The sequence below is a fragment of the Nonomuraea glycinis genome, from assembly GCF_014646515.1.
GTDB classification, from domain to species: Bacteria; Actinomycetota; Actinomycetes; order Streptosporangiales; family Streptosporangiaceae; genus Nonomuraea; species Nonomuraea glycinis.
In genome coordinates, this window is record NZ_BMNK01000014.1 from 193,312 (window position 1) to 217,880 (window position 24,569).

Genomic DNA, 24,569 nt, shown 5'->3' on the forward strand with positions numbered 1-24,569 from the left:
GACCAGCCGGTACGTCACCGCCGCGCACCCCAGCAGAGCGTCACCACACCCAACCGTTCACTGAGTTTCTAGGGTTCTCAGTGATTCGCCCGGTGTGGGCGAAGGTCCTCGTCTGATCCGGGCAGTGGGTGTCCGGTGCGGGGTTGACGTTTCACGGCCACCTGCCCCGCCAGGCGGGGTCTTACGGTCGGCTCCGCGTCCGTTTCGGGTCTCCGGGCCACTCCCGGCGACCGTACGCTCCACCATAGAAGCGAGGTTGCGTGCGGCGTTCTCGTCGCGGTCCATGGCCAGGCCGCATCCCTCGCAGACGTAGGTGCGTATCCGCAGCGGCAGTTTGGTTTTCACCGCGCCGCAGGATGAGCACGTCTTGGAGGAGGGGAACCAACGGCTGGCCACCAGCAGTCGGCCGCCGTGCCAGGTGGTCTTGTAGGTGAGCTGGCGGCGGATCTCGCCGAAACCGGCGTCGGAGAGGGCGCGGGCCAGTCGCCGGTTGCGGATCATCCCGGCCACGTTGAGGTCTTCGACCACGATGGTGCCGTAGGTGCGTGCCAGGCTGGTGGTGAGCTGGTGGATGCCGTCGCGGCGCAGCGCCGCCACCCGATGCTCCGCCCGGTTGCGGGCGGCATTCGCCCGTAGCCACCGCTTCGAGGGTTGTTGCCGGGTGCGCCGGTCGGGGCCGTGTTTGCGGGAGGCCGCCCGCGACAGGCGGCGCAGCCTACGTGCGGCGGCGTTGAGGTGGCGGGGGTTGGGGACCGGCGGGCGTCCGTCGGAGAAGACCGCCAGCGTCTTGATGCCGAGGTCCACGCCGAGCACCGCGTCCGGCCGGGCAGGCGAGCCCTGCGCGCGTTCGGCGTGCACGGTGAAGCTGACGTGCCAGCGCCCCTCCCGCCACCGCACCGTCGCCGAAGCGATCCGCGCCCCGCCCCCGGCGAGCAGGCGGGCGAGTTTGCCGACCGGTTCGTGCGTTGTGATCCGGCCCACCACTGGCAGGACCACGTGGGTGTGGCCGTCCAGCCTGATCGTCCCGGTGGTGAAGCGCACCGACCGGGCCGTACGTCGTTTGGTTTTGAACCGGGCAAAACCCACCTTGGGGCCCTTGCGCTTACCGCTGTTGGAGTCACGCCAGTTCGCCAGGGCGTCGGCCAGGCGGGCCAGCCCGCACGCGTAGGCTTCCTTGGAGTTGCCCGCCCACCATGGCGCCACTTCGTCCTTGACCTGGTTCCAGCGTTTGCGCAGGCCGTACATGGACCACGACAGGGCCGGGGTGAGCTGGTCGTCGGGGATGCCGTAGGAGCGTTCGGCCTCCCGCTGCGCCAGATTCGCCTTCACCTGCGCCAGGCCCCAGTTGAACGCCACCCGCACCGCCCCGCAGTGCGACGCCAGCACGGCGGACTGGCGCGCGGTGGGGTCCAACGCGAAACGGTAGGCCTGCACGGCACGCACGACAATTCCCCTCCCTGCGTATTCGAGAGTGTGTGCGAACGACTCTACCAGCATGGCCGTACGTTAAGTAATTATTTGCATGCACATCGTGACGGCGAAGGGTGGGCGCACTGCGCCGCCCAGACCCGAAGCCGCAGGCTCCTCCAGCGCTTCGTCATGCCGCCCATCAGCTCGCAGACCACCGAGCCAACCCCATCACCACGGGACCGACCGCGATCACGCTGCAGAAAATCAGATAAAGACTGACGAACACTGATACGAACCACAGCGGTTACCAACCCCACCCGGTACGGCCAGGCGACCGACACCGGATCGGCGAGCAGCCCGTCGACGATCTCCAGCAGGATCGGGTGGATCAGATAAACCGAGTAGCTCACCATCCCGAGCCACGCCCACCCGGCCGGCACCCGGCGCTCGGCCAGCAGCATCCCGGCCGCGAAAGTCGCCCAGGCGGCCACCACCGTGATTACCCAGGCCCAGGGAAGCTCTGGCCGTGCCAGATCCCCGCGCCGACGGCCGCCACCGGCGCACTCCCGGCCAGCCCGCAGCCCACCAGCGCGATCACCGCCAGGACGGTCACCAGCGTGGCGTGCGCGCCCCGAGACAACGCAGCACCCCGCCCGCCGCCACGGCCACCACCACGGCCCACAGCGGGTAGAGCCGGAACGCGCGGCCGATCCAGAAGCCGGACACGGTGCCGCGACGTTCCAGCAAGGCGGGATGACGTAGCCGCTGACGAGGAAGAACGCCATGACGCCGTACATCCCGGCGTCGAATCAGGGGCCGGTGACTCCGCGCAGCTCCGGGTAGAGCGGGTCGAGCGCGTGCTCGTACAGGCGAGGCCGCGTAACCCGTCCAGCCAACCCAGCTGGCTCCGCGGACGCGCGTCCGGAAATGACCCTATTGTCATGGCCGAACGACCTCATCTTGGTTGACATCAACTATTTGATGTCAGATAGTTGGTTCTGACTAAGAGGGGTGGGGTTCGGTGAAGAAGCGGAAGGTGGCCAACCCGCTGGCCCTGGCGGTGCTGGCCTGGCTGATGAGAGAGCCGACGCACCCGTACGAGCTGGGCAGGCGGCTGCAGGAGAGCGGCCAGGACCGCAACATCAAGTACAACCGCGGCTCGCTCTACATGGTCGTCGAGCAGCTGCGCAAGGCCGGGTTCATCGCCGAGCAGGCCACCGTGCGTGACACCCAGCGGCCCGAGCGCACCCTCTACGCGCTCACCGACGAGGGCCGCGCCGAGTTCTACGACTGGATGCGGGAGCTGGTCAGCGAGCCGCAGCACGAATATCCCCGGTTCGGGGTGGCGCTGTCGCTGCTGAGCGTGCTCTCGCCCGAGGAGTCCGCCGAGCTGCTGCGGCAGCGGTCGCGGGCCCTGGACGGCGAGATCGGCCAGATCCGTGACCTGGTGCGCGGCGCGACCGAGCAGGGAGTGGGCTGGGTGTTCCTGATCGAGGAGGACTACCGGCTGGCCCTGCTGGAGGCCGAGCGCCGCTTCGTCGCGGGGCTGGTCGAGTCACTGGAGCAACCGGACTATGTCCGGACTTGGCAGGAGTTCTTCGCCCGAGAGGAGAGACCATGACGATCGCGACCGAGACCGGTCACGTGACCTCCGCCGACGGCACCGTCATCGGCTACCACCGGCTCGGCGCCGGCCCGGCGGTGGTGGTGCTGCACGGCCAGATGGAGTCCGCGCACAGCCACCGGCAACTGGCCGAGGCCCTGGCCGGCACCCACACGGTCTATCTGCCCGACCGCCGGGGCCGTGGGCTGAGCGGCCCCTATGGCGCGGGACACGGCGTCGAGCGCGAGGTCGAAGACCTGGCCGCGGTCCTGACGGCGGCGCACGCCCACTGGGTCTTCGGGGTCAGCGTCGGCGCCCTCGTCGCGCTCCGCGCCGCGACCACGCTGGCGGCCGTCCGCAAGGTGGCCGTGTACGAGCCGCCGCTGTTCGCCGACGGCCCCGCGCCCACCGACTGGGTGGCCCGCTACGAGCGGGAGATGGCCGCGGGCAGGGTCGCGGCGGCGCTCGTCACCGCCATGCGGGCGGCGCGGATGGGGCCGTCGATCTTCCGGGCCATGCCACGGCCGCTGCTGGAGCTCCTGACCGGCCGGATGCTGGCGGCGCAGGACGGCAAGGCCGGGCCGGGCGACGTCACCATGCGGATGCTCGCGCCGACCCTGCGCCAGGAGGCGGCCCTGGTCGCCGAGCTGGCGCAGAGCCAGCGGAACGTGCCCGCGGACACCCTCCTGCTCGGCGGCGGCCGGAGCCCCGCCTACCTGAAGGCCGCGCTCGACGCCCTGGAGCGGGCCATACCGAAGGCCAGGCGGGTCGAGTTCGCGGGCCTGGACCACGGCGGCTCCGGCAACACCGACCTGGGCGGCAGGCCGGAGCGGGTGGCGGACGAACTACGCCACTTCTTCACCTGACAAACCAGGCGCACACCATCCCGAACGGCGGCGCTTGGCGAAGGTCGGCGCCGTCGCGCTCATCGGTGCGGGGCGGATCGGCGCGGGTCCCGCACCGATCACTGATCTCCGCGGCGGCCTCGGCTCACATGTTGATCATGTGGCCGGCCAGGCCGTGGATCGCCTCCTTGACCGCCTCGCCGAGGGTCGGGTGGGCGTGCACGTTACGGCCGAGCTCGTGCACCGTGAGGTCCCACTGCTGGGCCAGCGTCAGCTCGGGCAGCAGCTCGGTGACCTCGGGCCCGATCAGGTGGGCGCCGAGCAGCTCGCCGTGCTCGCCGTCGCTGAGGATCTTGACGAACCCGGTCGGGTCGCCCAGGCCGTGCGCCTTGCCGTTGGCGGTGAACGGGAACTTCATCACCTTGACGTCATAGCCCAGGTCGCGGGCCTGCGCCTCGGTGTGCCCGAAGCTGGCCACCTGCGGCTGGCAGTAGGTGGCGCGCGGGATCATGACGTAGTCGAGCTCCATGGTCTCGGCCCCCGCGATGGTCTCCGCGGCGATGACGCCCATCGCCTCCGCGGCGTGGGCCAGCATGAGCTTGGCGGTGACGTCGCCGATCGCGAAGATGTGCGGCACGTTGGTGCGCAGCCGGCCGTCGACCGCGATGGCGCCCCGGTCGGTGAGGGCGACGCCGGTCTTCTCCAGGCCGTAGCCGTCGACCCGCGGCTGGAAGCCGATCGCCTGCATGACCTTGTCGGCCTCGAGCACCTGCTGCTGCCCGTCACGGGAGACGGTCACCTTGACCGAGGAGCCGGTGTCCTCGATGTTCTCGACGCGGGTGGAGGTGAGCACCTCGATGCCGAGCCGCTTGTAGCGCTTGGCCAGCTCGGTGGAGACCTCCACGTCCTCCAGGGGCACGACCCGGTCGAGGAACTCCACGATCGTCACCTTGACGCCGTAGTTGTGCAGCACGTACGCGAACTCCACGCCGATCGCGCCCGCGCCCGCGATGATGATGCTCTCCGGCAGCTCCTCGGCGAGGATCTGCTCTTCGTACGTCACCACCCGCTCCGACAGCGACGTGCCGGGGATCAGCCTGGTGGTGGCGCCGGTGGCGATGATGCAGTTGTCGAAGGTGATCGTCTCGTCGTTCACCTGCAGCGTGTTGGCGTCAAGGAAGGTGCCGCGGCCGTCGTACTCCTTGATGGAGTTCTTCTTCATCAGGTAGTGGATGCCCTTGACCCGGCCGTCGGCCACCTTGCGGCTGCGCGAGAACGCCGCGCCGTAGTCGAAGGTGACCTCGCCGCTGATGCCGAAGGTCTTGGCCTCATGGTTGAAGATGTGGGCCAGCTCGGCGTTGCGCAGGAGCGCCTTGGACGGGATGCAGCCCACGTTCAGGCAGACGCCACCCCAGTATTTCTCCTCGATGACCGCTGCGCGCAGGCCGAGCTGGGCGGCGCGAACCGCTGCCGTGTATCCCCCCGGCCCCGCGCCGAGAACGACGACGTCATAGTGAGTGCTCATGAGTCGGACCATATCGCTCGCCCAGGTGCGCGCTTGACCCTCACCCCTGTGGCTAGACCTCCACGTTGTACGGCAGGTGCAGCTCGTCAGCCGGAACTCCGCGAATGCCCCAGTTCGTCCTAGGCATCTCGATGATCGTGATCTCCACGTCGGCCGCGGGGTAGGGCAGAGTCTCGTAGATCGTCCGGATCAGGGTGCGTTTGGCGTAGTCGCTGCGGCCGGTGAAACAGAGCACCTCGATGATCAGATAGCCCTCCCCGCGCTGCGGGCAGATGAGATCGTCGGCGTCCAGCAGGAGGAAGCGGTGGAACCTCTTGTCCTCCGGCAACTCCCAGGCGCTGACCAGGCACGAGTGCAGCAGATCCGACACCTCTCGCTGCCGCCCCGCCCACACGTCCCGGCGCCCGTAGACCTTCAACTGAGCCATGTCGGTCACTATAGACAGGTGATTCGCCTACTGCTCGCCGACGACGAAGCCATGATCCGCGCCGGCATCCGGGCCATCCTGGCCTCGGACCCGGAGCTCGACGTGGTCGCCGAGGCCGCCGACGGGCGGGAGGCGGTCGACCTGGCCATCAGCCACCACCCCGACGTGGCGCTGCTGGACATCCGGATGCCCCGGCTCGACGGGCTAGCGGCGGCGGCCGAGATCGGCCGGGCCGCGCCGGAGGTGGCGGTGGTGATGCTGACCACATTCGGCGAGGACGACTACATCGCCAAGGCGCTCGACGTGGGGGCGAGCGGATTTCTGCTCAAGTCCGGCGACCCGCGCGAGCTCATCGCCGGGGTGCACGCCGTCGCGGACGGCGCCGCCTACCTGTCGCCCAAGGTCGCCCGGCGCGTCATCACCCAGTTCGCCGGCGGGCGCATGGCACGCGGCGCCGCCGCCCGCGACCGCATCGGGGGCCTCACCGAACGCGAGCGGGAAGTGCTCGCCCTCGTCGGCGCCGGACTGTCCAACGCGGAGATCGCCCGGCGGCTGCACATCGTGGAAGGCACCGTGAAGGCGTACGTGAGCGCCATCCTCACCCGGCTCGACGTGCGCAACCGCGTCCAGGCCGCGATCGTCGCGCACGAAGCCGGATTGGTAGCCTGACCTGTGATGTATCGCCTCCTGTTCACCTGGGTCCTGCGCCGCCTCGATGCCGAGACCGTGCACCACCGGACCGTCAGGGCCCTCGCGCTGCTCGCCAGGCTGCCCCTGCTCAAGCGACTTCTGCACCGGGTGCTCGCACCGCACGATCCCATCCTGCGGGTGAGCGCCTTCGGGGTGCACTTCCCCGGCCCGCTCGGCCTGGCGGCGGGGTTCGACAAGGACGCCGCCTGCGCCGAGGGGATCGCCGCGCTGGGCTTCTCGCACGTCGAGGTCGGCACCATCACCGCGCACGCGCAGCCGGGCAACCCCCGTCCCCGGCTGTTCCGGCTGGTGCCGGAGCGGGCGGTCGTCAACCGGATGGGGTTCAACAACGCCGGGGCCACGGCCGCCGCCCGCAGGCTGCGCCGCACCCGCGGGGTGCCGGTCGTGGTGGGCGTCAACATCGGCAAGACCAAGGTGGTGCCCGAATCGGAGGCGGCCGCCGACTACGTGGCCAGCGCCAGGAAGCTCGCGCCGCTGGCCGACTATCTGGTGGTCAACGTCAGCTCGCCCAACACGCCCGGCCTGCGCGACCTGCAGGCCGTCTCGCTGCTGCGCCCGCTGCTGACGGCGGTCAAGGAGGTCGCCGACGGCACCCCCCGCCGCACCCCGCTGCTCGTCAAGATCGCTCCGGACCTGGCGGACGAGGACGTCGACGCCGTCGCCGCCCTGGCCCTGGAGCTCGGGCTCGACGGGATCATCGCCACCAACACCACGATCAAGCACAGCGGCGAGACGGGCGGCCTGTCGGGCCGTCCGCTCAAGGCCCGCTCCCTCGAAGTGCTGCGCCGCCTGCGCGCCAAGGTGGGCGACCGCATCGTGCTGGTGTCGGTCGGCGGCGTGGAGAACGTGGACGACGTCTGGGAGCGCCTGCTGGCCGGGGCGACGCTGGTGCAGGGCTACACCGGCTGGATCTACGGCGGGCCGCTGTGGGCCGCCCGCATCCACCGCCAACTCGCCCGCCGCGCCCGCCGGCACCGCGTGTCCACCATCACCGACATCATCGGCCGCACGGCATAGACATGACACTCACCCGGCGCGACCACCTGCCGTACGCGCGCGTCTCGTACGGTCGGCTGCCCCCGTGCGGCGCGGGACTGTCGTAGCGGGAGGTTAGTGTCCGTGCGTCGGAAGGATGCCGGCGATGGCGGGGAGTTCAGCGTGACCGCGCTCGCGAGACCGGAGCAGGCGGAGGTGGAGGCCTCCGTCGAGCAACTGCTGCACGTCGGCGAGGACGACTACACGGTGGCCCGGATGAGCTCCGACGACGCCGGGGCCTTCGTCGCCGCCGGGCGGGCGCTCGGCGGAGTCCAGCCGGGGGAGCGGCTGCTGCTGTCCGGCGAGTGGGGCGAGCATCCCCGCTACGGCGGCCGGCTGCAGGTCAAGGGGTGCGAGCGGGTGGCGCCGTCCACCGTCCGCGCCATCACCCTCTACCTCGGGTCCGGCCTGATCCGGGGCGTGGGCCCCCGGCTGGCGCACGCCATCGTGAGCCACTTCGGCGAGCAGACGCTCAAGGTCATCGACGCCGAGCCGGAGCGCCTGCGTGAGGTCGTCAACATCGGCGCCATCCGGCAGGCGCAGATCGTCGAGGCGTGGGCCGAGCAGAAGTCCGTCGCCGAGCTGATGGTCGCGCTGCAGGGCTTCGGCGTCAGCCCCCTGCTCGCCACCAAGATCTACCAGTCGTACGGTCACGACGCGCTGCGGGTCCTGACCACCGACCCCTACCAGCTGGTGGGCCGGGTGCGGGGGATCGCCTTCCACACCGCCGACCGCATCGCGCTGCGGTCCGGAGTGCCGGCGAGCAGCGGGCAGCGGATCGAGGCGGCGGTCGTGGACCGGCTGGAGGCGGCGGCGGCCGGCGGCGGACACTGCTTCCTCGCGCTGCGGGCCCTGGTCGCCCAGGTGTCGGTCCTGGTCGAGCAGGACGAGGAGCCGATCAGGCGGGCCATCGACGCGCTGCACGCCGAGCGCCGGGTGGTCGTGGAGGCGTCCATGACCGACGCGAGCCAGGCGGTCGTCTACGGCAAGCAGGAGCACAGCCGGGAGGTGGCGCTGGCCGCCCAGCTGGCCAGGCTCTTCCAGGCGCGCTCGACGCTGCGGCTGCGGCCCTTCGCGGAGGACCAGCGGCTGCACGAGGACCAGCGCGCCGCCGTCAACCTGGTGCTGACCAGCACCGTGTCCGTGCTGACGGGCGGTCCTGGCTGCGGCAAGAGCCACACCGTCGCGGCCATCGCCGCCACGGTACGGGCGATGGGCGGCAGGGTGACGCTGGCCGCCCCGACGGGCAAGGCCGCCAAGCGCCTCTCGGAGCTCACCGGCCTGCCCGCGATGACCGTCCACCGGATGCTCGCCCAGCAGCCCGACCTGGCGGACGGGATGCTGTTCCAGGAGGTCCCCGCCGAGGCGGATCTCATCGTGGTGGACGAGGCGTCCATGCTGGACCTGCAGCTGGCCACCCGGCTGACGGCCGCCATCCCGTCCGGCAGCCACCTGCTGCTCGTCGGCGACAGCGACCAGTTGCCCAGCATCGGGCCCGGCAGGGTGCTGGCCGACGTGCTCAGCGTGGTGGAGATCCCCCGCATCCGGCTGACCCACGTCTTCCGGCAGGCGCAGGACAGCGGCATCGTCCAGGCCGCCCACCGGATCCGGGGCGGCGAGCTGCCGTTTCTGCCGGGCGGGGGCGGCTTCTGGTTCGAGGAGCTGGACGACCCGGCGGCGGTGGCCGAGCGGGTGATCCACCTGGCGACCGAGGCGATCCCCAGAAAACAGGGCATCCGCCCCGAGCAGGTCCAGGTCCTGTGCCCGATGCGCAAGGGCGCGACCGGCACCATCGAGCTCGGCCGCACCCTCCAGGACCGCCTCAACCCGCCCGGGGACGACGTCGACGAGCACTGGTACGGCTCCACGGTCTTCCGGGTGGGCGACCGGGTCATGTCCATCCGCAACAACTACGACAAAGGCATCTTCAACGGCGAGATAGCCACCGTCACCGGGATCAACCCGAGAGACCGGCTGACCGAGCTCCTGACGGACGACGCCCACAAGGTCGAGTACGCCTTCGACGAGCTGGACGAGCTCACCCACGCCTACGCCATCAGCGTCCACCGCTCCCAGGGCAGCGAATACCCCTTCGTCGTCGCCCCCATCGTCGCCGAATCGGGCGGCATCATGCTCCGCCGCCGCCTCCTCTACACCCTCATCACCAGGGCGAAGACCTGGGTGGTCCTGGTGGGCCAGCGAGAAGCCCTGGAGCTGGCCGTACGCCGCCTCGGCGACAGACGGAACACCGCCCTCCCACACCGCCTGACCATACTGACCAACTCCTGAACCGCCCGCTCACGCCGACTCCTGAACCGGCGTTCGCGCCGACTCCTGAACCGCCCGCTCACGCCGGCTCTTGAACCGCCCGCTCGCGCCGACTCCTGAACCGGCTGCTCGCGCCGTACAGGAAGGGTTGTCGTGGTGGGTCAGACGCTTGGGCGGGTTGATTCCGCGTCGAGGGTCATCTCGTCGATGCGGGCCATCACCGCCGACACGTCGATCACGCCCGGCCGGTGCGGCCGGCGGCGCTGCCAGGGGTGCGGGCCCGCCGGCGGCCGGTACTCGACGCCGAGCGCGTCCAACCGGCCCAGGTGCGCGTCGAGCCGCCCGTCGAAGTCGTCGCGCGGCCCCCAGGCGATCTCGGCGACCGCGCAGGCGCGCGGCCACAGCCGGTAGTCCATGGTCCGGGCGTCCGGAACCCGTTCGGTCCAGAGCTGCGCCTGTACGCCCAGGACGTGGGATCGCTCAGAGGGGGACCAGTCGGCGGGGGCGGGGTCGAAGGCGGCCACGTCGGCGACGGTGATGGTCTCGCCGATCGCCATCGGCTCCTCGGCGGAGGCCGCCTCGGCGTAGTCGAGGTAGAGCGGGAAGACAGAGGTGGCGACCACGTCGTGGCCCGCGGCGGCGGCGCGGCGGCCGACGTTCATGCCCCGCCAGGGCATCACGACGGTGTCCTGCCGGAGGCCGCCGCTGACGAACGCCTCGTCCCAGACCACGGCGCGCGAGCCCCGCTCGGCCAGCGCGTCGGCGAGTTGCCGCAGGAACCAGGCCTGGAGGTCGTTGGCCGAGGCCAGGCCGAGGGACTCGCGGTAGGCGACGATCTCGGGGGAGGAGGTCCAGCGGTCAAGCACGACCTCGTCGCCGCCGATGTGCACGTACGGGGTGTCGCCGAGGGCTTCGAGGAGCTCGTCGAAGATCGTGGTGAGGAACTCGACGGTGGGCGGGAGCGGCGACAGGATGGCGGGGGAGATGCCCCAGCGGTCCATCACCCGGTGGGGCTCGCCCGTGACGCCGAGCGACGGGTAGGCGGCCAGGATCGCCGACGCGTGGCCGGGCACGTCGATCTCGGGGACGATCGTGACGGCGCGGGCGCGGGCGTACGCGGCGAGCTCGGCCAGGTCGGCGAGGCTGTAGTAGCCGCCGTGCGGGACGTCGTCGTAGGCCTCGTCCTCGCGGTAGAAGTGGACGGCGGTGCGCGGCCGGTGCGAGGAGATCTCGTGCAGCAGCGGGTAGGCCCGGCTCTCCACCCGCCACCCCTGGTCGTCGGCCAGGTGCAGGTGCAGGTGGTTGAGCTTGTGCACGGCCATCAGGTCGACCAGCCGCATGATCTCCCGCTTGGGGAAGAAGTGCCTGGCCACGTCGAGGTGCAGGCCGCGCCACGGGAAGCGGGGCGCGTCCTCGATCCGGACGCCGGGCACGGTCCACGGCCCCCGCGCGGTGACGCGGTAGGAGGCGTCGGGCAGGAGCTGGTGCAGCGACTGGGCGGCGTAGAAGGCGCCGGCCGGGCCGCCCGCGGTGATCTCGATCCCGCGCGAGCCTGCGATCAGCCGGTAGCCCTCGACGCCGAGCGCCGGGTCGTGCCTGGTGGCGATCGCGCCGTCGTCGCCGGGCCGCAGGTCGAGCATCGGCAGCGCGGTCCGTACCGGCTCTATCAGGGTGTCGGGCCCGGAGATGGCGGCACCCGCGGCCAGGTCGTAAGAGCCGGACAGGGGGTTGAGCACCTTCGGGCGAGGAATCATGGTTTGAGATACTGCTGCAAACCGTTGGCCAAAGCCAGGGCGATCCGCTGCCGGAAGCGCGGGTCCTGGAACTTGGCCGCCTCGGTCGGGTTCTTCATGTTGCCCGCTTCGAGGAAGATCTTCGGCACGGTCGAGAGGTTGAGGCCGCCCAGGTCGTTGCGGTAGTTGAGGGCCTTGGTGCCGATGTAGGTGGAGTAGGGCAGGCCGGTGCCCTTACGGAAGGCGTCGCGTACGGTCACCCCGAGCTTGCTGGAGGCGTTCACGACCGGGTCCACCGGACCGTTGATCTTCTTCGGCATGATGATGTGGAAGCCGTGGTTGCGCGTCGCCGAACCGTCGGCGTGGACCGAGATCGCGGCGTCGGCCTTGTTGCGGTTGCCGATGGCGGCCCGCTGGGTGATGCACGGCCCCACGCCGGTGTTGCTGGACCTGGTCAGCTTGACCGTGGCCCCGCGGCTCTTCAGGATCTTGGCCAGCCGGTTGGAGACGTCCCAGGTGAAGGCCGCCTCGGAGTAGCCGCTGGCGGTGGCGGTGCCGGTGGTGTCACAGGCCTTCCACTGCGTCAGCACGTTGACCTTGCGGTTGATGGCCTTCGGATCGCGGAAGTTGCCGCCGTTGTGGCCGGGGTCGATGACCACGACCTTGCCGCCGAGCGGCTTGGCGGCGGGCTCGTCGGCGGCCGGCGCGGGCCTTTCGGCCACGCCGGTGCCGTCGGCCCGGGGCTTGGCGGCCTGTCCCGTCGATGCGGCGGTGGCTCGCGCCGTGGCCTGCTCGGCGGCCTGACCTGCCGTGGACCCGCTGGACGCGGCGCCGCCGCACGCGCAGACGATCAGGCCGCACGCGGCGAGGACGGAGGCTGGTAGAGCACGCATGGGCTCCAACCTACGTCAAGCCCGCCCCCGGCCTCCGGCGAACGCGCGGAACGCGCCGAACGCGCCGAACCACCACACCACACCCCAGCCTCCGCCGAACGGGCGCAGTATGCGCCGAACCACCACACCCCGGCCCTCACCAGACGTGTTCGCCGACCTCCTGGCGCTGGAGCAGGGCGGCCAGTTCCCGCGCGTCCTCGGCGTCGAGGCCGAGGACGACGCGGGGACGGCCCCACGGGTGGTCGAGGGAGTGGGCGACGTAGCTGGCGACGGACTCGGCGCCGACGTCGGCTCCTCTCCCTCGTCCGGCCCGCCACTGGGCCCAGGCCCGTTCGAGCTCGGCCGCGGCACGCTGGGCGCACGACACCAGTTCTGGATCACGCATGGCTGTCCCCCCGGATCAGATCGTGGCCGGATCGAATCCGGCCACAACTAGCATGACCCTGGTGAGTCAACCGCCATCCGGCGGTGTCGCGAAGCATGTTGACCCAGCCTTGGCCTGCTCTTAGGCCCGTCCCGTGCTGCGGCGCACGATCAGTTCCGGAGTTATCTCGCGCAGGCGGGCCGGGGTGGCGGGGTTGGTGATCCGGTCGCTCAGCAGCGCGGCGGCCGTCCTGCCCATGGCGCGGCGCGGCTGGTCGACCGAGGTCAGCGAGATGCGGCCGGACGCCGACAGGTGCGTGTTGTCATAGCCGACCACCGACAGGTCCTCGGGCACGCGCAGGCCCAGTTGGTCGGCGGCCGACAGCACGCCGAGCGCCACCACGTCGTTGGCGGCGAAGATCGCCGTGGGCCTGGGGTCGCGGGTCAGCAGGGCGAGCGCCGCGTCCCTGCCGCCGCTCTCGGTCGAGTCCGCGGCCTCGACCATGATGTACGGCGCGAGCGCGTGCCTGCGCATGGCCACCAGGTAGCCCTCGCAGCGGGAGGGGCGCGCGCCCTCGATGTGCGCGATGCGCTTGTGGCCGGATTCGACCAGGTGGTCGATGGCCAGCCGGGCGCCGAGCTGGTCGTCGTCGACGACGATGTCGACGCTTTCCAGATCGATGTCACGTTCCCCTACGACGACCGTCGGGGTGTAGGCGGTGGCCTCGATGAGGGTCTCACTGGTCGGCGCGATGCCTAACAGGACCAGTCCGTCGACCCTGAGCTCCAGGAAGGCCTCCACGGCCTCGTCCTCGAAGGCGGGGTCCCACTGGCTGTTGCCGATCAGCATGCGCAGGCCGTCGCCGTGCAGGCTCTCCTGCAGCCCGTCGAGGAACTCCGCGTAGAAGGGATTGTGCAGGTCGGCGACCAGCGCTCCGATGAGGTGGGTGCGGCCTTCGACCAGGCTGCGCGCCACCGCGTTCGGCCGGTAGCCGAGCTCGCGGGCGGCCTGTAACACGGCCTGACGCCGGTGCTCGCTCACGTGCGGGGATCCGCGCAGCACGAGTGAGACCAGCGATTTGGAGACGCCGGCTCGTTCGGCGACGTTCCGGATGGTGGGTCTTGGCCGAGGCAGCGTATCTACCTCTCTCAGCTTGGTGATGGTTGAAGTCTTGACTGGCGGACCTGACATGTGTCTCCCCCGCGATGCGAAGTTGGGCACCTGTCTCACCAAACGATCGAGTTCGCCGCAGGGTACGGGTTGATGCGCGGGATGCCGCTAATCGGTCGATCGCCGCGACGAGTGGTGGCCACCGGAAGGACGGCACGGTGGGCTTCAGGCTCCTGCGGGGCGGTGGTCCGGCGCGGGTGACCTGCGCGGATAGCCCGTACGGCGGTCAGGCGCGGTTGTCCGGCACGGGGCCGAACCGGTGCCGCGCACGACGCTGAGGTCGTGGATCGAGACGGCGGGGACGAAGAGCGGACGGTGTTTCACCGCGCTCGGCGCGGCGGCCGGCTATGACACCGAGCTCGACAGGCGGTGGACGGTCTGGCTCTGCGAAGAAGAGCGGTCGACGGTCTGACCCCGCGAAACGGTCTGGCTCTGCGAAACGGTCTGGCTCTGCGAAACGGTCTGGCTGTGCGAAGAAGAATGGCGCCGGGCGGGCGGCGCCAACTCCCCTCGCGACGTTGTGTCGTCACAGGGGTGGACCGGGTCGCGCCGACCTGGCCCACCGTTCAACCCCCCTGAGGTTCGTGACGACCCTGGCACTACTCCGAGCGCTGCTGCGGAATCCCCGCGAGCAGAGCGCGGACCTCGGTCTCCCGGTAACGCCGGTGACCGCCGAGGGTACGAATCGACGTCAACTTGCCCGCCTTGGCCCACCGGGTAACGGTCTTGGGGTCGACCCTGAACATGGTCGCGACCTCGGCGGGCGTGAGCAGCGGCTCGGCCTCGGGTGTACGAGCTGACATTTGTGCGGCCTCTCCTCCGTGTGGACCGGCTTCGCGATCCTGTGACTGCCTGTGCGCCTGTCACGGATGTCCCCCTATGGTCCAGAGCGTGCGGCTTTTCTGGGCCATATGCGGTATCACCCGATGTGACCATACCGCCACGCAGAGCGATTGGCGAGCCCCTCTTTGGGCTCAACTGCCTGCCCCCATGGCGATGTCACGCTCGGTGATTCTAGCGACACGTTTCGTGGTATCGCAGTGAAAACGGCAAACTACTCAGTTCGCAGAAGAGAGCAGCCGCGAGTCGTGACCCACTCATGCAGGTCAGACGGTCTTATTGGGGTTCAGTTGGCAGATTCCAGAAGTTGCATTGACTTCCAGCGAAGGATGACCCTCTGATACATGGCATAGGCAAGTTCTTCTTGACCCGTGTCCAGCCCTGTCAAAGCGGCCGAAAGCTCCGCGACGGACTGATCCGCCTGCAGCGCGTCGTCGTCCATGAGATGCACCAGACCGCCGTAGTCGAGCTCGACCAGCGAGTGCGGATGGAACTCCTCCAGCCAGCGCGCGATGTCCTCGACGTCGAAGTTGGGGGCGGTTTCGCCCAGATGCCGGCGCATCACCTGCAGCGCCCGCGCCGCCCGCCTCCTGGCCTGCGCCATGGAGGTGACGTAGATGAGGTTGCGCCCCGTGGCGGTGGTCACGTCCTGGCCGGGGGTGGCGGAGCCGAGCACCAGCCAGCGCTCGTTGCCGTCGAACGGCACGAACCACGACGGTGGCACGTGCCAGGCCGTGGTCCGGATGTGCGTGCGCAGCATCGAGGAGTCGCCCCTGCGCTTGTAGCGATCGAAGTCGTCGACCGTCTGCTCGGCGATCGCCTGGGGGACGAAACGGTCCATCAGCTTCGCGGGAGTGCCGCCGCGAAGCCGTGAGAACGCCAGCCACGAGCGCAACCGGGTCTGCCACGGGCAGACGTACAGTCTGTCCTCAACTCGCCGCAGGTAGGCGTTGGGGCTCTCCTGTGATGGAACGGGTTCTGGGGGCATGCCGAGCAGTCGCCTGAGCGACTCCGCGTGCTCGGCGTGCAGGGCGTTGGCGCGGCGTGGACGGTCGCGCGAATCGGCGTAGTCGGCCCAGACCTTGCGCTCGGATTCGGCGAACGCGGTCAGCGGCTCATAGACGCGGAGGTAGGCGGCATAGGGCAGCACGGAGGCATCGTGTCATGAAGACAAGCCGCTGTGCATAGCGCCTACTACGCTGTAAGGCGATCTCCGCCGCAAAGGCGCGGCGGACCGGACAGGGAGTCACTACCGTGACCGACGTCTTCAGTTCGTCCCACAAGGACGTTCACGAGCAGGTCGTGTTCTGCGCCGACGAGCAGAGCGGCCTGCGTGCCATCATCGCCGTCCACAGCACCGCACTCGGCCCGGCGCTCGGCGGCACCAGGTTCTATCCGTACGCAGACGAGCACGCGGCGCTGGCCGACGTGCGCAATCTCGCCAGAGGCATGTCCTACAAGAACGCGCTGGCCGGGCTCGACCATGGCGGCGGCAAGGCCGTCATCATCGGCGACCCGAGCCGCGACAAGAGCGAGGCGCTGCTGCGCGCCTACGGCCGCTTCGTCCAGTCGCTCGGCGGGCGCTACATCACCGCCTGCGACGTCGGCACCTACAGCGAGGACATGGACCTCATCGCTCGCGAGTCACGCTTCGTGACCGGCCGCACCCTTTCCCACGGCGGCGCCGGCGACTCCTCCATCCTCACCGCGTTCGGCGTCTTCCAGGGCATGCGCGCCTCGGCTGAGCGGGTCTTCGGCACGCCGTCGCTGCTCGGCAGGCGGGTGGGCGTCGAGGGCGTGGGCAAGGTCGGCCACCGCCTGGTGGACCTGCTGCGCGAGGACGGCGCCGAGGTGGTGATCTGCGACGTCAGCGAGCAGGCCATCGAGCGCGTACGCCGGCGCCACCCCGAAGTCGACGTGGTGGCGGACGCGGGGGCCATGACCGGGGCCGACCTCGACGTCTTCGCCCCCTGCGCCCTGGGCGGCGCGCTCGACGACGCCACTGTGGCCAGGCTGCGGGCCAAGATCGTCTGTGGCGCGGCCAACAACCAGCTCGCCCATTCCGGCGTCGAGAAGCAGCTCGACGAGCGGGGCATCCTCTACGCGCCTGACTACGTCGTCAACTCCGGCGGCGTGATCCAGGTGGCCGATGAGATCGGCGGATTCGTCATGGAACGGGCGCGCGCCAAGGCGGCCCAGATCTACGACACGACTCTGAAGATCTTCGGGATCGCCGCAGAGGAGGGCGTCCCTCCGGCGGTCGCAGCGGATAGGCTGGCCGAGCGCAGAATGTCGGAAGTCGGGCGTCTAAGGGGCATTTGGCTGGGCCGCTGATGGCCCGCGCCCATACGACGTACCGAGCTGGGCACAAAACAGGTACGGTAATAGGCGAACGATAGGCTGACGTCCACAGTCAGGGCGACGTCAGTGTGTGGTGCGTTAGCGACGAGGGGTCGGGGACGACCCCACACGAGGGGGTCGAGCCAATGGGGCGCGGCCGAGCAAAGGCCAAGCAGGTCAAGGTTGCTCGCCAGCTGAAGTACAACAGCGGTGGCACGGATCTTGAGCGACTTCGCGACGAACTCGGGGTCGGGGAACCCGGCCATAACGACGACGCCGACGACATCAACGACGAGCTGGCGGATCGGTATGCCGATTACGCCGAGGGTTACGGTCCCGGAGACGACGACGATGGTCGCACGTCCGGACGCCGCTAGCCGTTCTTCAGCGTGAGAATGGACACGCGCTTCGGCGCGGGTCCATTCGTTCAAGTGCGTCGAAGCCCCACGGGAGACCGTGGGGCTTTCGTCGTGTCCTAGCCGTACACCGCTTCGCCGGCGCCTGTGACGATCTCGCCCAGGACCCACGCGGGCAGGCCCCGGTCGGTCAGCAGCCGGATCGACTCGTCGGCGACCTCGGGTGCGACGATCGCGGCCATGCCGACGCCCAAGTTGAAGGTGCGGTCCAGGTCCCTCTGCTCGATCCGGCCGTGACCGGCCAGCACCTCGAAGATGGCGGGCGGGGTCCACGACGAGCGGTCGAGCACCGCGCCGAGGTGGCCCGGCAGGGAGCGGGACAGGTTGCTCTCCACGCCGCCGCCGGTGATGTGCGCGTAGGCGTGCACGTCGACCGAGCGGGCCAGCTCCAGGCAGTCGAGTGAGTAGATGCGGGTCGGCTCCAGCAGCTCCTCGGCCAGTGGCCGCCCCAGCTCCGGCAGCACCGTGTCGAGATCGAGCGAGGCGTTCTTGATCACGTGGCGGACCAGGGAGTAGCCGTTGGAGTGGACGCCGGACGAGGCCAGGCCCAGCACCACGTCACCCTCCCGCACCCGGGAGGGGCCCAGCATCCGATCAGCCTCCACGACCCCCGTGCCGGCGCCCGCGAGGTCGTACTCGTCGGCGCCCATCGCGCCCGGGTGCTCGGCGGTCTCGCCGCCCACCAGGGCCGCGCCCGCCAGGCGGCAGCCCTCGGCCACCCCGCCGACGATCTCGGCGATCCGCTCCGGCACGACCTTGCCGCAGGCGATGTAGTCGGTCATGAACAGCGGCTCGGCCCCGCACACCACGAGGTCGTCCAGAACCATCCCGACCAGGTCGATGCCGATCGTGTCGTGCTTGCCCCACCGCTGCGCCAGCATCACCTTCGTGCCGACACCGTCGGTGGAGGTGGCCAGCAGGGGCCGCCGGTAACGCAGCAGCGCCGAGGCGTCGAACAGCCCGGCGAAGCCGCTGTCGTCGTCGACCACCTCGGGCCTGCGTGAGCGGGCCACCTTGTCCTTCATCAACGCGACGGCACGCTCACCCGCCTCGATGTCCACCCCGGCGGCCTCGTAAGTGCTCACGCCTTGCTCTCCAACACGAACTTGCCGACGTTGTCCTGGTCGATCGGGATGGGGTACGAGCCGTCGAAGCAGGCCCGGCAGAGCCGATCCGCGGGGATGGTGGTGGCCTCGGTGAGCCCTTCGAGCGAGATGTAGCCGAGGCTGTCGGCGCCCAGCGAGGCGCGGATCTCCTCGACCGAGAGCGAGCCCGCGATCAGCTCGGCCCTGGTGGCGAAGTCGATGCCGTAGAAGCACGGCCACGACACGGGCGGCGAGGAGATGCGTACGTGCACCTCGCGCGCGCCCGCCTCGCGCAGCATCTTGACGATGGCGCGCTGGGTGTTGCCGCGCACGATCGAGTCGTCGACAACGACCAGCCGCTTGCCCTCGACGACCTCGCGCAGCGGGTTGAGCTTGAGCCGGATGCCGAGCTGGCGGATGGTCTGCGAGGGCTGGATGAACGTGCGGCCCACGTAGGAGTTCTTCACCAGGCCCTGGCCGTAGGGGATCCCGCTCTCCTGGGCGTAGCCCACGGCGGCGGGGGTGCCGGACTCCGGTGTCGGGATGACCAGGTCGGCCTCGACGGGGTGCTCGCGGGCCAGGACCTTGCCCACCTCGACCCGGGTGACCTGGACGCCGCGCCCGGCGATGGTGGTGTCGGGGCGCGCCAGGTAGACGTACTCGAACAGGCAGCCCTTGGGCTCGGCGAGCGCGAACCTGCGCGAGCGCACGCCGCGCTCGTCGATCGTGAGCATCTCGCCGGGCTCGACCTCGCGGGTGAAGGTGGCGCCCACGATGTCGAGCGCCGCCGTCTCGGAGGCGACGACCCAGCCTCGCTCCAGCCGGCCCAGGACCAGCGGGCGGATGCCCTGCGGGTCACGCGCGGCGTAGAGCGTCTTCTCGTCCATGAACACCAGGGTGTAGGCGCCCTTGACCTGCGGCAGCAGCTCGGCGGCGGAGTCCTCGATGGAGCGGGTGCGGTCCTGGGCCAGCAGTGCGGTGAGCACCTCGGTGTCGGTGGTCGCCCTGGTGGCGCCCGGGGCCAGGCGCTGGGCCAGCTCCGGAGTGTTGATCAGGTTGCCGTTGTGGGCGAGCGCCAGCCCGCCGACGTCGGTGGAGCTCAGCGTCGGCTGAGCGTTCTCCCACACGCTGGAGCCGGTGGTGGAGTAGCGGCAGTGCCCGACGGCCAGGTGGCCGCGCAGGGTGCCGAGCACCGACTCGTCGAAGACCTGGGCCACCAGGCCCATGTCCTTGTAAACGAGGATGCGGCTGCCCTCGCTGACTGCGATGCCCGCGGACTCCTGGCCGCGGTGTTGCAACGCGTACAGCCCGTAGTAGGTGAGTTTGGAAACTTCCTCGCCTGGCGCCCATACGCCGAAGACGCCACATGCGTCCTTCGGTGCGCGGTCATCGGGGTCCAGGTCATGACCGAGTCGGCCGTCGCCCTTCAGCACGTACTTCAGTCTAGGTCGGCGGCTCTCGTGCTCGCACACCAGGGCCAAGATCAGGCCAGATCGGGCGTTCAGGGCCTTGCGTGTGATCTCGCCTCTGGTTCCGTTTTCAGGTGTACGTCTCGTCTGTGGGGGGTTCGCTTTCGCTTGTACGGGGTTCTTCGCGGAGCCCCGAATCAACCATCCCCCGACGCGTACGGGATGTCCTCATCTTGCCTCTGGCCTGCAGATTTAGCACAAAGTGAGCCAAGATTGACCAGGGTCTTACCGTGTCGAAGGGTTTCGATGGCGGCTTCCGCGAAAAGGTGAAGTATCCGGCATTCAACCCATCGGGAGACGCGGACGTGACCACACCTGGGGACCCGAACCAGCCTCGCGGGCGCGAGGACCGTCCAGACCCGGACGAACCCAGCCGTGAGCCGGCCTCCCAGCCGCCCGAGGAGGTTCCCTGGTGGTCCGAGGGCGCGCCGGAGGAGCCACCCGCCCGCGAGTCGGATACGGCGGCGCGTCGCTATACCGAGGGACGTGTTCCCGAGGAGGAGCCAGGCGAAGAACCCATCACGCCCGCCCCACCGGTCGTCCCACCCACCGACCGGCCACCCACCGACCGCCCACCCGTCCCCAAGCCTGGCCCGGGCCCAGTTCCCTACCCAGACCCGAACCCCGTGCCTGACCCAGGACCGGTGCCCGAGCCGGGCCGCCCAGGACCTGAGCCGGAGCCCGGTCCGGGCGGCCCTGGACCGGGGCCTGAGCCTGGTCCGGGCGGCCCTGGTCCTGAGCCGGGTGGCCCTGGGCCGGAGCCTGGCGGTGGTCCCGGCGAGCCGCGGCATCCCGATCTGCCTTCCTCACCCGAGGTCCCCGAGCCCACCCAGGTCTCTGACGAGACGGACGCCGAGCGTACGGTGCGCTTCGACACCCGCGACCGCCCCAGCGGACCCCAGCCCCGCCCGCCCGGCAGCACCCCGCCCTACCCCGGCTGGGAAGAGACCGACACAGGTGAAGAGCCAGGCCCCGAAGTCGCACGGCCCCCGTCTCGCTTCGACCCGCCACAGGAGGGCGGCGCCACACCTTCGGGTCCGTACGGGCAGACCCCTGGTGCCACACCCTCGGGTCCGTACGGGCAGGCCCCAGGGACCACACCTTCGGGTCCGTACGGACAGGAGCCCGCGCCTTCGGGGCCGGCTGGGCAGGAGCCTGGTGCCGCGCCCGCCGGCCCGTACGGACGGGAGCCTGGCGCCGCGCGGCCGGGTGCGTACGGACGGGAGTCGCAGGAAGGCGGCGTGCCCGCCGGTTCGTACGGGCAGGCGCAGGAGCCCGCGGTGCCGGGGACCTCGCCGTCCAGCCCGTACGGCGGACCGCCGGGAGCCGGCCCTGTCTACGGCGCTCCCGGCGGAGGGGCCGCCTACCCGCCGCCGCCCGGATCGGCGGGACCGTCCCAGTATCCGCCCGACTGGCGACCGCCCGGCCAGCCGGGCAACGGGCTGGCCACGGCGTCGCTGGTGCTGGGGGTGGCCAGTCCATTCCTGGTCTTCGTCTGCTTCATCGGCCTGCTCACCGCGATCCTGTCGATCGTGTTCGGCATCGTGGCGATCGCCAGGCAGACGGGCAAGGGCCGGGCGATCACCGGGATCGCGTTCAGCGTGCTCGCCCTCATCATCTTCGCCGCCCTGGCCCTGTGGTTCTACAGCGTGGTCCAGGAGTGCGGCCAACTCCCCAACGGGCTCGCCGAGCGCTGCCTGGAACAGCGCATCCCCTGGCTCGCCACCGGCTGAGCAGGAACAGGTGGTCCGCCGGCCTGGCGCGACCGGCTAGACGGGTAGCAGGAACAGGTGGTCCGCCGGCCTGGCGCGGCCGGCTAGACGGGTGGCAGGGGTAGGTGGTCGGAGAGGTCGGCGCGGGCGCCGCTGGCTGAGACGGCGCCTCGCGCCATCGCCTCGGCCCAGGTGACCCGCCCGACCGCCAGCTCGATCCACGTGCGGGCGTCGGTCTCCACCACGTTGGGCGGCGTGCCCCGGGTGTGCCGGGGCCCGGCGATGGCCTGTACGGCGGCGTACGGCGGAATGCGCACCTCCACGGTCCGGCCGGGCGCGACGGCGGTGAGCCGGTCGAGCAGGTGCCGCACGGCCTGGCGGGCGGCGTCGCGTTCGGGCCGCAGGCCACGGTCGTAGGCGGCGAGGACGGCCGCCACGAGCGCGTCGGCCAGCGCGGTCGCGGGGCCGTCGTAGGGCGGCTCGTCGAGCGCGACGAGTTGGGCGTCGAGGGCGGCTCTGACCTTTTCCGGGTCCAGTTTGCGTGGTGGCACCGGCCCATTGTGCTCCCCGGAAGCGTTCATCGTGCCGGAGGGTGCCGTTCACCTGCGGTTATCGCAGCGACCGTAGTGTCCCGGCCGAAGACCGCACTATCTTGGAGGACCTGTGGCGAATCTGTCGCCGCGCCGGCTGCTGCCGCTGCTTTCCACCCCGCACAAGGGTGGCCGTTCCGCGATGACCTGTCAGTTCCGCTGCGGCAACGCCTGCGCGCACGATGTCGCCAACACCAGCGGCAACCCCTACTTCGGTGACGTGGCCGAGCAGGCGCTGTCACGGCGGGGCGCGCTGCGCGCGGGCGCGCTCGGCGCGCTGGTGGCGGGGGTCGGGGTCGTGGGTGCCGCGCCGGCGTTCGCCGATCCGGCCGAGCCCGCCGCGAAGCACGGCGGCCAGGGCGGTCCGGGTGGCGGCATCTCCTTCGAGCCCGTCCCGCCCAACACCGACGACGCGCTCCGGGTGCCCCGTGGCTACCGCTCGTCCGTGGTGGTGCGCTGGGGTGACCCGGTGCTGCCGGACGCGCCGGCGTTCGACTTCGACGACCAGAGCGCCGAGGCCCAGGCCAAGCAGTTCGGCTACAACTGCGACTTCGTCACCCTCTTCCCGCTGGGCCGCGACCGGGGCCTGCTCTGGGTGAACCACGAGTACACCGACGAGGCCCTGATGTTCCGCGGGTACACGACCGGGGACGCCGCCACGGAGGAGCAGATCAAGATCGCGATGGCCGCGCACGGCGGCGCGGTCGTCGAGGTGGAGCGGGCGCGCACCACGGGCCAGTGGAAGCTGGTCACCAAGGGCCGCCGCCGCTACAACCGGCGCGTCACCGCGCAGACGCCGATGCGGTTCACCGGCCCGGCGGCCGGCAGCGACCTGCTCAAGACGGCGGCCGACCCCCGTGGCGTCAAGCCGCTGGGCATGCTCAACAACTGCGCCGGCGGCACCACCCCATGGGACACGGTGCTGACCGCGGAGGAGAACTTCAACCAATACTTCGTCAACGGCGACAAGGTGCCCGCGGAGCAGGCGCCGTACATCGCCCGGTACGCGATCCCGTCGGGCGTCTCCGGCCGTCGCTTCGACCGGATCGAGGAGCGCTTCGACCTGGCCAAGCACCCGAACGAGGTCAACCGGTTCGGGTGGATCGTGGAGATCGACCCGTTCGACCCGGACGCGACGCCGATCAAGCGGACCGCGCTGGGCCGGTTCGCGCACGAGGCCGCCACCACGTCGCTGGCCCGCGACGGCCGCCTGGTGGTCTACATGGGCGACGACTCCCGCTTCGAGTACGTCTACAAGTTCGTCTCGAAGGAGCGCTACCGCCGCGGCAACGACCGCCACAACCGCACCCTGCTGGACGAGGGCACGCTGTACGTGGCCAAGTTCACCGGCGACAGCCCGGCGGCGGAGATCGACGGCTCCGGCAAGCTGCCCACGGACGGCGAGTTCGACGGCTCCGGCGAGTGGATCCCGCTGGTCACCGGTGACAAGTCGCACGTGGCGGGCATGACGGCCGTCGAGGTGCTGGTCTACACCCGGGTCGCCGCCGACAAGGTGACCGCCACCAAGATGGACCGCCCGGAGGACGTGGAGCGCAACCCGGTGACCGGCGCCGTCTACGTCGCGCTGACCAACAACAGCAACCGCGCCGCAGCCCAGACGGACGAGGCCAACCCGATCGCGCAGAGCAAGCACGGTCACGTCCTGGAGATCGTGGAGCGGCGTGACGACGCGGCGGCCACGACGTTCGCCTGGTCCATCCCGCTGGTCTGCGGTGACCCGAACGACGCCTCGACGTACTTCGCGGGCTACGACAAGTCCAAGGTGTCGCCGATCTCCTGCCCGGACAACCTGGCCTTCGACCGGGACGGCAACCTGTGGATCTCCACCGACGGCAGCCGGCTCGGCGGGCATGACGGCCTGTTCGTGATGCCGGTGCGCGGCCGGGAGCGGGGCCATGTGCGGCAGTTCCTGACGGTCCCGATCGGGGCGGAGACCTGCGGCCCGATGGTCACCGAGGACCAGCGCAGCGTGTTCGTGGCGGTGCAGCACCCGGGCGAGGTGGACGGGGCGAGCCCGGACCAGCCGGCCAGCCGCTGGCCCGACGGTGACCAGCCGCGTCCGGCCGTCGCGGTGGTGTGGCACGACAAGGGCAAGAAGATCGGCAGTTGACC

The 24,569-nt window shown here is 70.5% G+C and carries 25 protein-coding genes; 10 read left to right on the top strand and 15 right to left on the bottom strand.

Annotated features, from left to right (window positions below; genetic code table 11):
• Window positions 1-57: 57 nt before the first annotated feature.
• The 4 genes from tnpB to IEY87_RS32580 form a co-directional block, all read right to left on the bottom strand.
• Window positions 58-1,443, bottom strand: a complete 1,386-nt coding sequence (gene tnpB, locus IEY87_RS32565; protein ID WP_189142660.1) for an IS607 family element RNA-guided endonuclease TnpB — start codon at window positions 1,441-1,443, stop codon at window positions 58-60.
• 71 nt (window positions 1,444-1,514) lie between these two features.
• The gene (locus tag IEY87_RS32570) at window positions 1,515-1,901 is read right to left on the bottom strand and encodes a hypothetical protein (RefSeq protein WP_189142661.1); all 387 of its coding nucleotides are present in this window, start codon (window positions 1,899-1,901) and stop codon (window positions 1,515-1,517) included.
• An 8-nt stretch (window positions 1,902-1,909) separates the two neighbouring features.
• Window positions 1,910-2,050: a hypothetical protein gene (locus IEY87_RS32575; RefSeq protein WP_189142731.1), complete on the bottom strand. Its 141-nt coding sequence runs from the start codon at window positions 2,048-2,050 to the stop codon at window positions 1,910-1,912.
• Complete coding sequence (locus tag IEY87_RS32580) at window positions 2,020-2,157, bottom strand: hypothetical protein (RefSeq protein ID WP_225277848.1); 138 nt, start codon at window positions 2,155-2,157, stop codon at window positions 2,020-2,022. The genes IEY87_RS32575 and IEY87_RS32580 overlap by 31 nt, the downstream gene beginning before the upstream one ends.
• A gap of 274 nt (window positions 2,158-2,431) precedes the next feature.
• On the opposite strand from IEY87_RS32580, the gene IEY87_RS32585 reads away from it, so the two are divergent.
• Both IEY87_RS32585 and IEY87_RS32590 read left to right on the top strand, forming a co-directional pair.
• Window positions 2,432-3,031: a PadR family transcriptional regulator gene (locus IEY87_RS32585; protein WP_225277847.1), complete on the top strand. Its 600-nt coding sequence runs from the start codon at window positions 2,432-2,434 to the stop codon at window positions 3,029-3,031.
• Window positions 3,028-3,879, top strand: coding sequence for an alpha/beta fold hydrolase (locus tag IEY87_RS32590; RefSeq protein ID WP_189142662.1), 852 nt, complete (start codon window positions 3,028-3,030; stop codon window positions 3,877-3,879). Before IEY87_RS32585 ends, IEY87_RS32590 begins: the two co-directional genes overlap by 4 nt.
• A 124-nt stretch (window positions 3,880-4,003) precedes the next feature.
• On the opposite strand, the gene lpdA is transcribed toward IEY87_RS32590, so the two are convergent.
• Both lpdA and IEY87_RS32600 read right to left on the bottom strand, forming a co-directional pair.
• Window positions 4,004-5,383, bottom strand: coding sequence for a dihydrolipoyl dehydrogenase (lpdA, locus tag IEY87_RS32595; protein ID WP_189142663.1), 1,380 nt, complete (start codon window positions 5,381-5,383; stop codon window positions 4,004-4,006).
• Between the two features lie 52 nt (window positions 5,384-5,435).
• A complete protein-coding gene (locus IEY87_RS32600; RefSeq protein WP_189142664.1) occupies window positions 5,436-5,810 on the bottom strand; it encodes a tautomerase family protein in 375 nt (124 codons plus the stop codon).
• 18 nt (window positions 5,811-5,828) lie between these two features.
• Between IEY87_RS32600 and IEY87_RS32605 the strand changes: the two genes are divergently transcribed.
• The 3 genes from IEY87_RS32605 (at window position 5,829) to recD2 (ending at window position 9,845) form a co-directional block, all read left to right on the top strand.
• Window positions 5,829-6,479 (top strand): response regulator, encoded by a 651-nt coding sequence (locus IEY87_RS32605; protein ID WP_189142665.1) that lies wholly within the window; start codon window positions 5,829-5,831, stop codon window positions 6,477-6,479.
• 6 nt (window positions 6,480-6,485) lie between these two features.
• Window positions 6,486-7,538 carry a quinone-dependent dihydroorotate dehydrogenase gene (locus IEY87_RS32610; RefSeq protein WP_189142666.1) on the top strand — a complete coding sequence of 351 codons (1,053 nt, stop codon included), beginning with the start codon at window positions 6,486-6,488 and terminating at the stop codon, window positions 7,536-7,538.
• A gap of 141 nt (window positions 7,539-7,679) precedes the next feature.
• Entirely contained in the window at window positions 7,680-9,845 is a 2,166-nt protein-coding gene (gene recD2 / locus IEY87_RS32615) for an SF1B family DNA helicase RecD2 (RefSeq protein ID WP_225277846.1), read from the top strand.
• Between the two features lie 140 nt (window positions 9,846-9,985).
• Here recD2 and IEY87_RS32620 read toward each other — a convergent pair whose 3' ends face one another.
• From IEY87_RS32620 to IEY87_RS32635, 4 genes are all read right to left on the bottom strand, one after another.
• Complete coding sequence (locus IEY87_RS32620; RefSeq protein ID WP_189142667.1) at window positions 9,986-11,578, bottom strand: beta-N-acetylhexosaminidase; 1,593 nt, start codon at window positions 11,576-11,578, stop codon at window positions 9,986-9,988.
• Window positions 11,575-12,450, bottom strand: a complete 876-nt coding sequence (locus IEY87_RS32625; RefSeq protein WP_189142668.1) for an N-acetylmuramoyl-L-alanine amidase — start codon at window positions 12,448-12,450, stop codon at window positions 11,575-11,577. Before IEY87_RS32625 ends, IEY87_RS32620 begins: the two co-directional genes overlap by 4 nt.
• Window positions 12,451-12,586: 136 nt before the next feature.
• Complete coding sequence (locus tag IEY87_RS32630; RefSeq protein ID WP_189142669.1) at window positions 12,587-12,835, bottom strand: hypothetical protein; 249 nt, start codon at window positions 12,833-12,835, stop codon at window positions 12,587-12,589.
• Between the two features lie 120 nt (window positions 12,836-12,955).
• Window positions 12,956-14,005: a LacI family DNA-binding transcriptional regulator gene (locus tag IEY87_RS32635; protein WP_189142670.1), complete on the bottom strand. Its 1,050-nt coding sequence runs from the start codon at window positions 14,003-14,005 to the stop codon at window positions 12,956-12,958.
• Between the two features lie 238 nt (window positions 14,006-14,243).
• On the opposite strand from IEY87_RS32635, the gene IEY87_RS32640 reads away from it, so the two are divergent.
• The gene (locus IEY87_RS32640) at window positions 14,244-14,396 is read left to right on the top strand and encodes a hypothetical protein (RefSeq protein ID WP_189142671.1); all 153 of its coding nucleotides are present in this window, start codon (window positions 14,244-14,246) and stop codon (window positions 14,394-14,396) included.
• 187 nt (window positions 14,397-14,583) lie between these two features.
• Here IEY87_RS32640 and bldC read toward each other — a convergent pair whose 3' ends face one another.
• Complete coding sequence (bldC, locus tag IEY87_RS32645) at window positions 14,584-14,787, bottom strand: developmental transcriptional regulator BldC (RefSeq protein WP_013133571.1); 204 nt, start codon at window positions 14,785-14,787, stop codon at window positions 14,584-14,586.
• A 323-nt stretch (window positions 14,788-15,110) separates the two neighbouring features.
• Window positions 15,111-15,974, bottom strand: a complete 864-nt coding sequence (locus IEY87_RS32650) for a DUF8083 family protein (protein WP_189142672.1) — start codon at window positions 15,972-15,974, stop codon at window positions 15,111-15,113.
• Between the two features lie 104 nt (window positions 15,975-16,078).
• On the opposite strand from IEY87_RS32650, the gene IEY87_RS32655 reads away from it, so the two are divergent.
• Window positions 16,079-17,158: a Glu/Leu/Phe/Val family dehydrogenase gene (locus IEY87_RS32655; protein WP_189142673.1), complete on the top strand. Its 1,080-nt coding sequence runs from the start codon at window positions 16,079-16,081 to the stop codon at window positions 17,156-17,158.
• 152 nt (window positions 17,159-17,310) lie between these two features.
• Window positions 17,311-17,541 (top strand): DUF3073 domain-containing protein, encoded by a 231-nt coding sequence (locus IEY87_RS32660; RefSeq protein ID WP_189142674.1) that lies wholly within the window; start codon window positions 17,311-17,313, stop codon window positions 17,539-17,541.
• Window positions 17,542-17,639: 98 nt separating this feature from the next.
• Here IEY87_RS32660 and purM read toward each other — a convergent pair whose 3' ends face one another.
• Entirely contained in the window at window positions 17,640-18,665 is a 1,026-nt protein-coding gene (gene purM / locus IEY87_RS32665; RefSeq protein ID WP_189142675.1) for a phosphoribosylformylglycinamidine cyclo-ligase, read from the bottom strand.
• A complete protein-coding gene (gene purF / locus IEY87_RS32670; RefSeq protein WP_189142676.1) occupies window positions 18,662-20,098 on the bottom strand; it encodes an amidophosphoribosyltransferase in 1,437 nt (478 codons plus the stop codon). Before purF ends, purM begins: the two co-directional genes overlap by 4 nt.
• Window positions 20,099-21,375: 1,277 nt before the next feature.
• On the opposite strand from purF, the gene IEY87_RS32675 reads away from it, so the two are divergent.
• Window positions 21,376-21,867 carry a DUF4190 domain-containing protein gene (locus IEY87_RS32675; RefSeq protein ID WP_189142677.1) on the top strand — a complete coding sequence of 164 codons (492 nt, stop codon included), beginning with the start codon at window positions 21,376-21,378 and terminating at the stop codon, window positions 21,865-21,867.
• A gap of 83 nt (window positions 21,868-21,950) precedes the next feature.
• Here the strand turns inward: IEY87_RS32675 and IEY87_RS32680 are convergent, their stop codons facing one another.
• Window positions 21,951-22,397, bottom strand: a complete 447-nt coding sequence (locus tag IEY87_RS32680; RefSeq protein ID WP_225277845.1) for a sterol carrier family protein — start codon at window positions 22,395-22,397, stop codon at window positions 21,951-21,953.
• Window positions 22,398-22,509: 112 nt separating this feature from the next.
• Here IEY87_RS32680 and IEY87_RS32685 point away from each other — a divergent pair, with 112 nt between their 5' ends.
• A complete protein-coding gene (locus IEY87_RS32685) occupies window positions 22,510-24,567 on the top strand; it encodes a PhoX family protein (RefSeq protein WP_225277844.1) in 2,058 nt (685 codons plus the stop codon).
• The last annotated feature ends 2 nt before the right edge of the window (window positions 24,568-24,569 follow it).